Annotated in this window: 9 protein-coding genes and 1 pseudogene; 9 read left to right on the forward strand and 1 reads right to left on the reverse strand. The window is 68.4% G+C overall.

Features of this window, described 5'->3' with window-relative positions; genetic code table 11:
- Together sphsw_RS03970 and sphsw_RS03975 are read left to right on the forward strand one after the other, a co-directional pair.
- A partial coding sequence (locus sphsw_RS03970; RefSeq protein ID WP_031439476.1) for a LuxR C-terminal-related transcriptional regulator occupies positions 1-318 on the forward strand: 318 nt, incomplete at its 5' end.
- An 82-nt stretch (positions 319-400) separates the two neighbouring features.
- Positions 401-1,189, forward strand: coding sequence for a hypothetical protein (locus sphsw_RS03975; RefSeq protein ID WP_031439477.1), 789 nt, complete (start codon positions 401-403; stop codon positions 1,187-1,189).
- 18 nt (positions 1,190-1,207) lie between these two features.
- On the opposite strand, the gene sphsw_RS03980 is transcribed toward sphsw_RS03975, so the two are convergent.
- Positions 1,208-4,531: a hybrid sensor histidine kinase/response regulator gene (locus sphsw_RS03980; protein ID WP_031439478.1), complete on the reverse strand. Its 3,324-nt coding sequence runs from the start codon at positions 4,529-4,531 to the stop codon at positions 1,208-1,210.
- A 155-nt stretch (positions 4,532-4,686) separates the two neighbouring features.
- On the opposite strand from sphsw_RS03980, the gene sphsw_RS03985 reads away from it, so the two are divergent.
- The 7 genes and pseudogenes from sphsw_RS03985 to sphsw_RS04015 all read left to right on the forward strand — a co-directional run.
- The gene (locus tag sphsw_RS03985; RefSeq protein ID WP_031439479.1) at positions 4,687-6,321 is read left to right on the forward strand and encodes an NAD(P)/FAD-dependent oxidoreductase; all 1,635 of its coding nucleotides are present in this window, start codon (positions 4,687-4,689) and stop codon (positions 6,319-6,321) included.
- A 60-nt stretch (positions 6,322-6,381) separates the two neighbouring features.
- The gene (locus sphsw_RS03990; RefSeq protein WP_081874118.1) at positions 6,382-7,371 is read left to right on the forward strand and encodes a cell wall hydrolase; all 990 of its coding nucleotides are present in this window, start codon (positions 6,382-6,384) and stop codon (positions 7,369-7,371) included.
- A gap of 94 nt (positions 7,372-7,465) precedes the next feature.
- Positions 7,466-7,693, forward strand: coding sequence for a hypothetical protein (locus sphsw_RS03995; RefSeq protein ID WP_052380834.1), 228 nt, complete (start codon positions 7,466-7,468; stop codon positions 7,691-7,693).
- 110 nt (positions 7,694-7,803) lie between these two features.
- Positions 7,804-9,096 (forward strand): dicarboxylate/amino acid:cation symporter, encoded by a 1,293-nt coding sequence (locus tag sphsw_RS04000; protein ID WP_031439482.1) that lies wholly within the window; start codon positions 7,804-7,806, stop codon positions 9,094-9,096.
- Between the two features lie 144 nt (positions 9,097-9,240).
- Positions 9,241-10,836, forward strand: coding sequence for an isocitrate lyase (locus sphsw_RS04005; RefSeq protein WP_031439483.1), 1,596 nt, complete (start codon positions 9,241-9,243; stop codon positions 10,834-10,836).
- 398 nt (positions 10,837-11,234) lie between these two features.
- Entirely contained in the window at positions 11,235-11,912 is a 678-nt protein-coding gene (locus tag sphsw_RS04010; RefSeq protein ID WP_031439484.1) for an ABC transporter ATP-binding protein, read from the forward strand.
- A pseudogene (locus sphsw_RS04015) lies at positions 11,909-12,318 on the forward strand (ABC transporter permease); the annotation flags it as partial. The gene sphsw_RS04010 and the pseudogene sphsw_RS04015, both read left to right, overlap by 4 nt.

The raw sequence follows: 12,318 nt of genomic DNA on the forward strand, positions 1-12,318 counted from the left end.
TTCGTGTCGAAGACCGCCGATCTCGCCACGCTCGAAAATGCGGTCGCCCGCGCGCTGGCGGGCGACCGCGACGCCCCCGTCGCCGCCCTACCGGCCGACGACATCTCCAATCGCGTCGCCAGCCTTACCCCGACCGAATTGAAAGTGCTGCTCGGCGTCCTTGCGGGGCGCCTTAACAAGCAGATCGCGTTCGATCTCGGCGTGTCGGAGGCGACCGTAAAGGGCCACATGACCGCGATCCTGCGCAAGCTCGGCGTCCAGAACCGCACCCAGGCGGTGCTTGCCGCGCGCGCGCTCGACATTCGCTTCGCCGACTAGCCGACCGCCTCCCACTCGCAAGACTAGCCGCACGGCAATCGACGTCTTGCGACACCCTCCTGCGCGGTCTAGGCGACCATCAATGGCTTCGACGTCCTACCTGTCCGCGTCGAACCGATCGCGCCAGCCGCTTTGGCGGCGCGCGCGTTCATTCCTGCTGGCGATCGCCGCGCATGTCGTCGTCATTCTCCTGCTGCTGCGGCTCGCGCCAACGCCGACCAAGCCCGAGCCGACGCCCCCGCCCAGCAGCTTCCGCCTGCTACCCGACCGCGAGACGAAACCCGAGACCCCGCAACGCCCGGTGATCGAAAAGGCGAAGAAGGTCGCCGGCGGCGCCTCGCCCAGATCGCCCCGCCCGCCATCGACCGCGCCGGCATCCGACCCGCGCCCCGTCACGCCTGCCCCGGCCTTCCCCAAGATGCTGGCGGGCGGCATGGAGTTGTTCGATTCGGCGGACATATCGAAAATCCCGTCGCACCCGGGCGATCGCCAGGCTGGCGGATCCGACACCGATGGCGCGGGCGCCGGCAAGGACAGCGGCTCTGCCTACGGCCCAGGCGAAGGTCCAAGTGGCGAGCGGCTCTACAATGCCGAATGGTATACCGAACCGAGCCATGCCGAACTTGCGGGCTATGTTCCCAATGGCGCCCCCCCGGGCAGCTGGGCGCTCATCGCCTGCCGGACCGCGGAGAATTACAGGGTCGAGAATTGCCGGTCGCTCGGCGAATCCCCGGTCGGCTCGGGGCTGGCCCGCGCAATGCGCCAGGCCGCATGGCAGTTCCGCGTGCTGCCGCCCCGGGTCGGCGGCAAGAAGATGATCGGCGCCTGGGTCCGCATCAAGATCGACTTCACCAGCGCCCCGACCAAATAGGCGCGCTGGGTCAGCACCTCAAACCGCAGCCGCGGCCGCTGATGCCTGTTCGAGGAATGCCCATAGCTCGCCTGGCACCACCGGCTTGGTCAGGACGGTGATCCCGGCACAGCGCGGATCGTCCGCCGCGCTGCGGTCCGCGGTCACCAGCGCGATCGCGGGCGCCGGCGCCATCGCCGACAGGCGTTCGGCAACGTCCAGTCCGTCCTGCGCCACCTCGAGATGGAAATCGATCAGCGCGACGTCGGGCTCCTCGTCCGCCGCCAGTGTCATCGCCTCCTCGATCGTCGCCGCCAGCAGCGGGACGCAGCGCCGCGACCGGAGCGCCGCGTCGAGCGCCGCGAGAATGGCGGCATCATTGTCGAGGCACAGCACGCGCAGCCCCGGCGGCAGGTCGCGCAGGACCGGGGCCGTCCTGGCACGGTCGGGCAGCGTCGCATGCGCCGCCAGCGGAACGCGAACGGCGAAGGTCGATCCCGCACCCGGCTGCGACCGCAATTCGATCCGCAGGTCGAGCAGTTGCGCGATCCGCTGCACGATCGCCAGCCCCAGGCCGACACCGCCGCCCGCGCTGCCCTTGCTCTCCACCCGCTCGAACTCGGCAAAGATCCGTTCACGGTCACCCGCCGCGATGCCCGGCCCGCTATCCCGCACCTCGACCAGGACGTCACCGCCGCGCCGCCGCGCGCCGATCCAGATCCGCCCCGACGGCGTGTAGCGTACCGCGTTTGATAGGAAGTTCTGCAGGATCGAGCGCAGCAGCGACCGGTCGGTGGCAACGATGTGCGCCCCCGGGTGCGAGGCGAGGTTCAACGCGCGTTCGCCGGCAAGCGGCCGGAACTCGGCGGCCAGTTCCTCGATCAGGTCCCCGAGCACGAACTGCTCGATCTTCGGCACGACCCCGCCCGCATCGAGCCGCGACACGTCGAGCAAGGCCCGCAGCAGCGTATCCGCCGACCCGATCGCGCCATCGATCGCGCGGACCAGGTCGGCCTGGTGCGGCGCCTTGCCCTCGTCGAGCGCCGCGCAGAAGAGCCGGGCGGCATGAAGCGGCTGAAGCAGGTCATGGCTTGCCGCCGCGAGGAACCGGGTCTTGTCGCGCGTCGCGGTCTCGGCATGCCGCCGCGCCTCGTCGAGCATCGTATTCGACTGCGCCAGATCATGCGTCCGCGCCTCGACCCGGGCCTCCAATTCCGCCTGCGCGGTCTTCTCCGCGGTGATGTCGGTGAAGCTCTGGACATAGCCGCCGCCCGGCATTGCCTGACCCACTGTCTTGATCCACCGCCCCGACGGTCGAAGCCGCTCGAAACTGTGCGGAAGGCCGCGTTCGAGATGTGCGAGCCTGCGCGACACATGCGCTTCGACGCCACCCGGCCCGCATTCGCCGCGCTCGGCATTGTAGCGGATCAGATCGGCGATCGGCCGTCCGGCGATCACATAGTCCTCGGGATAGTCGAACATCTCGACATAGCGCGGATTCCACGCGACCAGCCTCAGATTGGCGTCGATCACGCTGACGCCCGGGTCGATCGTCTCCAGCGTTGCCGACAGCAGCGACCGCGAGAAGCGCAGGCTGCGCCCCCGCTGGTCGAGCAGCCGGACGACGTCGCCTACGTCCATCGCCGAACCCGCCAGGCTCGACGTCACGATCAGCCGCGCCGAGGGTGCGCCGATCACGCCCGCGATCAGCCGCTCCGCCTGACGGGCCGCGCGTCCGTCGATCGGCGCGCCCGGATCGCGTGACAGCGGGTCCAGCCCCTCTGCGGCTTCGGCATCGCCGACGAAGCGCGCGACCAGGATCTTCAGCTCGCCAAAGGTCGTAACGTGATCCAGCACGCTGTGCCGTCCCCCGAACACCCGCCGCCGCGCCGCGTACAGGTGCAGCCCCGCCATCAGCGCGATATTCACGCCCAGGCTCCAGATCGTGCCGTTGACCAGTGGGGACCCGAGCGCGACCCGCATCAGCGCATCGGGGTCGAGCAGTCCGCCGCTCGCTTTCGCAAGACTGGCGCCGAAACCACCCAATACCGAGGGCATCAACAGGCAATAGGCCCAGACGACGACGCCGCCGATTAACCCGCCGCGTGCCGCCCGGGTATCGGCAAAGCCCCAGCCGACGGTTGCGATCAGCGCGGGCGCGAACTGCGCAACGCCGGCAAACGCGATCAGCCCGATCGATGCGAGCGACAGCTCGTCGCCGATGCTCGTGCCGTACCACAAAGCCGCGGCGACGATCGCGGCGATGATCACGCGCCGGACACGCAGCAGCCGCCGCCCCAGATCGCCCTCCCCGCCATCGGTCTGCCGCCGCAGCAGTAATGGGGCCAGCAGGTCGTTGGTCGCCATCGTCGACAGCGCGATCGTCTCGGCGACGACCATCGCGGTCGCGGCGGAAAACCCGCCGATGAACGCGAGCAGCGCCATCGGATCGTTGTCGCGCGCCAGCGGGACCGCCAGCACATAGAGGTCGGGTCGCGTATCGGCGGGCAGCACCGCCAACCCCGCGAGCACGAGCGGCAGGACCATCACCGAGATCACCGCGAGATAGGCGATGAACGGCCAGCGCGCGCGCCGCACCGCCGCCGGGCCGCTCGCTTCTAGTATCCCGACATAGAATTGACGCGGCAGACACAGAATCGCGCAGGCGGATAGCAGCGTGCGGACGAAGAAGTCGGGGGTCAGCGCGCCGGGCGCGAAACCCTCGACGAACCCGGTCAGCGGCAGCGTGATCCGCGCGGCCGGCATCGTCGCGAGCAGCGTCAGCGCAAATCCGCCGAGCGCCACGAAGCAGAGCAGCTTGATCAGCGACTCCGCCGCGATCGCCGCGACCACGCCGGTATTGCCACCCGCCACTTCATAGCGTCGCGCGCCGAAGCTGATCGCGAACGTCGCCAGCAGCAGCGCGACGAGCGGCCCGACCAGCACCGATCCGCCGATCCCGACCAGCGCGCCGAAGCTGAGCGTCACCGATCGCAGCTGCAGCGCGATATAGGGGATCGACGCGACCAGCGCGGTTCCCGCGACGATCGCCGCGGTACTCCGGCTGCGACCATAACGCGCCGAGATGAAGTCGGCGATCGAGCTCGACCCTTCGTCGCGCGCCAGCCGGACGAGCTTCGTCAGGAATCCCGGCGCGAGCAGGAACACCAGCGCCGGGCCGAGATAGATCGACAGATAATCCCAGCCGCGCGTCGCCGCGGTGCCGACGCCGCCGAAGAACGTCCAGCTGCTGCAATAGACGGCCAGCGACAAGGGATAGGCGATCCGCGCCATGCGCGGCGAAAGCCCGCGCCGATCGACGACCCAGGCGATCCCGAACAACGCGGTGCCATAGGCAAGCATCGCGACGATGACGACGGCGCTGTTGATCGGCTAGCTCCCTTGTTCCCGGATGCCGATACCGTGCAGTCCGGGCCGTTCCAGGGCAAGGCCTGCACGGTCTGCGCTTCGGTACCACAGCTCATGGCGAAACCACGCGGCCCGCGTTACAGGGCCCCATGCTCCGCATCACCGAACTCAAGCTGCCGCTCAACCATGCCGACGAAGCGATCCCCGCCGCGGTCTGCAAGCGGCTGCGCATCACCCCCCGCGAATTGATCCGCTATACCGTCGCGCGGCGCGCGCATGACGCGCGCGACAAGATGGACATCCAGCTCGTCTATTCGATCGACGTCACCGCGAAGAACGAGGCGACGATCCTCGCGCGGTTCCGCAAGGACCGTCACGTCAACACGACGCCCGATACCGGCTACCGCCACGTCGCCAAGGCACCCGAGACGCCGGGCGCGCGTCGCCCGGTCGTCGTGGGAACAGGGCCGTGCGGCCTGTTCGCCGGCCTCATCCTCGCGCAGATGGGGTTCCGCCCGATCATCCTCGACCGCGGCAAGCTGGTCCGCGAACGCACCAAGGACACCTGGGGTCTGTGGCGCCGCAGCGTCCTCAACCCCGAGTCCAACGTCCAGTTCGGCGAGGGCGGCGCGGGCACCTTCTCCGACGGCAAGCTGTGGAGCCAGATCAAGGATCCCCGCCATCTCGGCCGCAAGGTCATCACCGAGTTCGTCAAGGCCGGCGCTCCCCCCGAGATCCTGACCGAGGCGCATCCGCATATCGGCACGTTCCGGCTGGTGACGATGGTCGAGGCGATGCGCGCGACGATCGAGTCGCTCGGCGGTGAATATCGCTTCGAGCACCGCGTCGACGATCTCGACATCGCGGTCGATGCGGACGGCACGCGCCGCATCCGCGGGCTCCATCTGCATACCGGCGACTATCTCGAGGCGGATCATGTCGTGCTCGCGGTCGGGCACAGCGCGCGCGACACCTTTCACATGCTCCATGACCGCGGCGTCTTCCTTGAGGCGAAGCCCTTCTCGATCGGCGTCCGCATCGAACATCCGCAATCCTGGATCGACGAGGCGCGGTTCGGCCCCTGTGCCGGCCATCCGGATCTCGGCGCCGCCGCGTACAGCCTGTCGCATCACTGCACGAACGGGCGCACCGTCTACAGCTTCTGCATGTGCCCGGGCGGTACGGTCGTTGCGGCGACGTCCGAGGAAGGCCGCGTCGCCACCAACGGCATGAGCCAATATTCGCGCAACGAGCGCAACGCCAATTCGGGACTCGTCGTCGGCATCGACCCTGCGCGTGACTATCCCGGCAATCCACTGGCGGGCATCGAATTGCAGCGCCATTGGGAATCGCGCGCCTATGTCGCGGGCGGCTCGGACTATAAGGCCCCCGCGCAGCGTCTCGGCGATTTCCTCGCCGGCCGCCCGTCGAGCGCGCTCGGCTCGGTCATCCCGTCCTACCGCCCCGGCGTCCACCTCACCGATCTCGCCGAATGCCTTCCCGAGTTCGCGGTCACCGCGATGCGCGAGGCGCTGCCGGTATTTGGTCGCGACATTCCCGGCTATGATCACCCCGACGCGGTCCTCACCGGGGTCGAGACGCGTACCTCGTCCCCCGTCCGGATCACGCGCGGCGACGATTTTCAGAGCCTGAACACGATCGGCCTGTTTCCCGCCGGCGAAGGCGCGGGCTATGCGGGCGGGATCCTGTCGGCCGGCGTCGACGGCATCAAGGTCGCCGAGGCGGTCGGACTTAGCCTCGTCGGCGCCACGCCGGGGGCTTAACCACTATCTAACATCCGGGTGGTACGCGCAGGCTTCCTGTCACGACGCGCGACCTACCCCATGCTCAAGAGAACAGTGCTCGGTTTCGCCGCGATCGCCGCCAGTACCTCGTGCGTTCCCCCGTCGACGCGCGTGGCTGGACCGCTTGCGGACGTCCCTGTCCGTGACGCAGCAGAAGCGCGCAACCTGCTCGCCGGGCTCGCGCTCGAGGCGCCCGCCGAACCGCTCGACCGCGCTTTTGCCGGCTCTGCAGCCTCCACCGACGACACCCCGCGCACCCTCGCCGCCGCGCCCGCTTTTCCCGGCGCCGCGCAAAGTGACGACGACCGCCAGCGCGCGATCGCCTGCCTGACCGCCGCGGTCTATTACGAGGCGCGATCCGAACCGACCGATGGCCAGCGCGCGGTCGCACAGGTCGTGCTCAACCGCGTGCGCGACCGTGCCTTTCCGCACAGCGTCTGCGGGGTCGTCTATCAGGGGTCGACACGGCGCACCGGCTGCCAGTTCAGCTTCACCTGCGACGGTTCGATGAACCACCCCCGCGACGGTGCCGCCTGGGCAAGGGCTGCATCGGTCGCGCGCGCCGCGTTCGACGGCAGCGTCTTCGCCCCGGTCGGCGCGTCGACCTCCTACCACGCCGCCTCGATCCTGCCCTGGTGGGCGCCCAGCCTCAGCCGGGTCGGCGCGGTCGGCGCCCATATCTTCTATCGCTGGCGCGGCGCGATGGAGCGCGCGCTGAGCTTCCGCCAGACCTATGCGGGCGTCGAACCGACGCGCGTTGCTGCGCCCGATACGATCCTCGCCGCGTCCCCGTCCGCCTCCACCGAACCCGGTACGGCGGGATCCGGCGTCACTGTCCATCGCGGCCGGACCATGCCGGGGGTGGAGACTGCGCTGTCGACACCGCCGGAGTCGTCCGCCGCCATACCACGCGTGCATCTGGCGTCGGGCGTCCGCATCCATATCGGTTCGGCACATGCTGGCCCGGTTCTCGGCGGTGGCGCCCCGCTGCCGGTCGTTTCGATCTCCGAGGAAAGCGATCCGACCTGATAGCCCTTTGGGGGGTGCCACGACGCGACGGGCGCGGTATCGCCCGTGCCATGCTGCTTCACCTGCCCTACCCCATGACCCGCTTCGGACCCCGATGCTGACTGCCAGCGAATTGCGCGACCGGCTCGTGACCGTTCTGACCCGCGACCATCTCGGCGACCGGCGTCGCTGGCGCATGGCGGTCGGCGAGGTCCGGGTCTATTCCACCGCCACGCACGCGCATTGCAACTGGTCGGTCACGCCCTCGGGCAGCGCCGAGGACATCGACCGGATCGAGACACTCGTCGACCGGTTCCGCGAGGAATTCCCGATCATCCGCTGATTGACGAGCCGTTCGACCGACAAGCTCGGCTATCCCGGCACGGACAGCGTCTTCGTTGCACCGCACCATGCAGAAGCTGTATTTCGTCCGGTTCATACGGGACAGCGGCCATGCAGACATTACGGCGATCGTTCGGATTACAGGTTCTGATCGGGATGATCGCCGGGCTCGCGCTCGGCTTCGTCGCGCGCGGGACCGGCGTGGGATCGGGCCTTGCTGAGACGCTGCGCATCGTTGGCGAGATCTTCGTGCAGTTGCTCAAGACGCTTGTCGTCCCGCTCGTCTTCACGGCGATCATCGCGTCGATCGCCGCGCTGCGCGATCTCGACAATGCACGCCGGCTGGTCATCAGCACGCTCGCCTGGTTCGCGATCACCGCGCTGATCGCGGTGTCGATCGGCATCGTCCTCGCGCTGGTGATCCAGCCTGGCGTGACCGCGGGGGTCAGTGCCGCCAGCGCGGTCGCGCCGACGACCGCCGGGTCGTGGCTCGACTTCCTGCGTGGGCTCGTCCCCGCCAATATCCTCGGGCTCGAGGCGTCGACCAAGCTGACCGACGACACCGCGCGGACCGCGCTGTCGTTCAACGTCCTGCAGATCATCGTCATCGCGATCACGATCGGGATTGCCGCGGTCCGGATCGGCGATGCGGGCGCGCCGTTCCTCGCCTTCAACGCATCGGCGCTCGCGCTTTTCCGCCGCATCCTGCGCTGGGTGATACGGTTGACGCCGATCGGTACGGGGGCGCTGCTCGGCAACGCGATCGTCCGCTATGGCTGGCAATCGCTGTCGGCGCTCGGCGCGTTCAGCATCGCGGTCTATGCCGGACTCGCGATCGTGCTTTTCGTCGTCTACCCGCTGCTCCTGCTCGCCAACGGGCTCAGCCCGCGGCGGTTCTTCGCCGCCGCCTGGCCCGCGATCCAGCTCGGCTTCGTGTCGCGCTCGTCGATCGCCGCGCTGCCGGTGACCGAGGACGTCGTCGAACGTGGGCTCGGCGTCCCCCGCACCTATGCCGCCTTCGCCGTGCCGCTCGCTGCCACGACCAAGATGGACGGGTGCGCCGCGATCTATCCTGCGGTCTCGGCGATCTTCGTCGCCCAATATTACGGCATTCCGCTGCATGCCGCCGACTATGTGCTGATCGTGCTCGTGTCGGTGCTCGGGTCCTCCGCCACCGCAGGGCTGACCGGCGCGGTCGTCATGCTGACGCTCACGCTGTCGACGCTCGGCCTCCCGCTCGAGGGCGCAGGCCTGCTGCTCGCGATCGACCCGATCCTCGACATGGGCCGAACCGCGGTCAACGTCGCCGGGCAGGCGCTCGTCCCGACGATCGTCGCCAAGCGGCAGGGCCTGCTCGACCCGGCACTGCAAGACGTTGAGGCATCCCGGACCGCCACGGCATGACTGCGCGCTGTCACAAACGTGACAACAAGACTTAGGCGCGCGCAAGAGTTTGACAGCGCGACGCTGTAGCTGCCGCCTAGCCCCGGGCGATTTGTTGTCATGTTGTGTACCGATCCGTCATCAAACGCGGAACGAGGATGCAGCATGACCTTCCAGACCGACCTTACCCAGATCGACCAGCTGATCGCCGCACGGAACGGCACCTGGGACGGAATTTCCGCCGAATCGGTCGCCCGGATGCGCGCACAGAACCGCTTCCGCTCGGGTCTCGACATCGCCCGCTACACCGCGGGGATCATGCGCCGCGACATGGCTGCCTATGACGCCGATCCATCAAACTACACGCAATCGCTCGGCTGCTGGCACGGATTCATCGCGCAGCAGAAGATGATCAGCATCAAGAAGCATTTCGGCACGACGGACCGGCGCTACCTATACCTCTCGGGCTGGATGGTCGCCGCGCTCCGCAGCGAATTCGGTCCCCTTCCCGACCAGTCGATGCACGAGAAGACGAGCGTCCCTGCGCTGATCGAGGAACTCTACACCTTCCTGCGTCAGGCCGATGCGCGCGAGCTTGGCATGCTGTTCCGCGACGTCGATACGGCACGCGCGGCGGGCAACGCGATCGAGGAGAAGCGCCTGCTCAACGCGATCGAGAACCACCAGACGCACGTCGTCCCCGTCATCGCCGATATCGACGCAGGCTTCGGCAATGCCGAGGCGACATACCTGCTCGCGCGCAAGATGATCGAGGCGGGGGCCTGCGCACTCCAGATCGAGAACCAGGTCAGCGACGAGAAGCAGTGCGGGCATCAGGACGGCAAGGTCACCGTCCCGCACGAGGACTTTCTCGCCAAGGTCCGTGCCTGCCGCTACGCCTTCCTCGAGCTCGGCGTCGAGGACGGCATCATCGTCACGCGCACCGACTCGCTCGGCGCTGGCCTCACCAAGCAGATCGCGGTCAGCAAGACGTCCGGCGATCTCGGTGACCAGTACAACTCGTATCTCGATTGCGAGGAGATCGACCCCGCGACCGCGCAGAATGGCGACGTGATCCTCAACCGCGACGGCAAGCTGCTCCGCCCGAAGCGCCTGCCATCCAACCTGTTCCAGTTCCGCGCCGGCAGCGGCGAGGATCGCTGCGTGATGGACTGTATCGCAAGCCTGCAGAACGGCGCCGACCTGCTCTGGATCGAGACCGAGAAGCCGCACATCGAGCAGATTGCCGGCATGGTCGACCGCATCCGTGAGGTCGTGCCAAATGCGAAGCTCGTCTACAACAACTCGCCCAGCTTCAACTGGACGTTGAACTTCCGCCAGCAGGTGTTCGATGCGTGGAGCGAAGCCGGCCGCGACGTGTCGGCCTATGACCGGACGCGCCTGATGAGTGTCGACTATGACGGCACGCCGCTCGGCGACGAGGCGGACGAGCGCATCCGCACCTTCCAGGCGGATTCGGCAAAGCGCGCCGGCATCTTCCATCACCTGATCACGCTGCCGACCTATCACACCGCGGCACTCTCGACCGACAATCTCGCCAAGGAGTATTTCGGCGATGCAGGGATGCTCGGCTATGTGAAGGGCGTCCAGCGCAAGGAAATCCGCGAGGGCATCGCCTGTGTGAAGCACCAGAACATGTCGGGCTCCGATCTCGGCGACGATCACAAGGAGTATTTCGCGGGCGAGGCGGCGCTGAAGGCCGGCGGCGTCCACAACACGATGAACCAGTTCGCGGCCTGACGCCCAAGCCGGAGCACAAGCCCCGGCGCGGACCAGCGTCAGGCCTGGCCGGCGGGGCCAAAAGCCCCGTCCGACGCCGCGGCTTCGCCGCGGCGCTGGTCTGTTCCAACGCCCAGTAAAGACGCGCATGCCTACCCAAAGACACCTCCCCGGCGAAGGCCGGGGCCCAGTTGGGGGACGGTTATGGCAGGCGTCGCCTTTCGTTACTCCCACCTCTCCAACTGGACCCCGGCCTCCGCCGGGGAGGCGCTATTAAGGGCGCCGCGGGAGCACGCGGTATCGGCCAACCCAAAGCTCACCCCTTCGCAGCCACGCTCCCACTAAAACCAGCCCCCAAGACAACCCATGGCAACACCGCCGCGCTGTCCCCCGGCTGCGCGCCGTGGCATGAGCCCCAGATGCAAGACCGCGCCCTGCTCCGCGTCACCGCGCTCGAAAAGTCGGTCCCAGGCGGCCGCCAGCTCTTCGGCGGGCTCGACCTGACCGCACGTGCCGGCCAGCTGATCGCGATCGTCGGCGAAAGCGGCGTCGGCAAATCGACGCTACTCAACATCCTGGCCGGTCTCGACGCGCCAGACGCGGGGCATGTCGCGATCGAGGACACGATCCTCGACACGCTCGACGAGGCCGCGCTGACGCGGCTGCGCGCGACGCGGATCGGGTTCGTGTTCCAGGCCTTTCATGTCCTGCCCTATCTGACCCTGCGCCAGAACGTCGCGCTTCCGCTCGCGCTCGTGTCGACCGACCGTCGCGCGATCGCCGACCAGGCACAGGCGATGCTCGCGCGGGTCGGGCTCGGCACCCGCGGCGACGGCTATGCCCGCGACCTGTCGGGCGGCGAATTGCAGCGCGTCGCGATCGCGCGCGCGCTCGTCCACCGTCCCGCGCTGATCCTCGCGGACGAACCGACCGGCAATCTCGACCCCGACACCGCCGCGAAGATCCTGACGCTGTTTTCCGACGCGGTTCGCGAACAGGGCGTTGCCGCGATCATCGTCACCCATTCGGCGGCGGCCGCCGCGATCGCCGACGATGTTCTGACGCTGACCGCAAACGGGCTGGAACGCACGCGATGAGCATCCTGTCGGCGCGGCTCGCGCTGGGCTGGATGATCGGTGGCGAGTGGCGCGCCCATCCCGCGCGGCTTGCCCTGACCGCGATCGCGATCGCCATCGGTGTCGCGCTCGGCTTCGCGGTCCACCTCGTCAACGGATCGGCGCTGTCGTCGTTCGAAGGCGCATTGCGCACCGTCAAGGGCAGCGCGGATCTTCAGGTCAACGCGACCAGCCCGCTCGGCTTCGACGAGGCGCTCTATCCGAGGGTCGCGACCGCGGCCGGCGTCGCGGACGCGAGCCCGGTCGTCATCCTGCGCGCGACGATCGGGAGGCGGCCCGTCACCCTGCTCGGCCTCGACGTGATCCGCGCGGCGCAGGTCACGCCGTCGCTGGTCGGCGTCGCTCCCGCCGGCATCGACCGGCGGGG

Origin of the sequence: Sphingomonas sp. FUKUSWIS1 (genome assembly GCF_000733135.1) — a bacterium.
Taxonomy (GTDB): Bacteria; Pseudomonadota; Alphaproteobacteria; order Sphingomonadales; family Sphingomonadaceae; genus Sphingomonas; species Sphingomonas aerolata.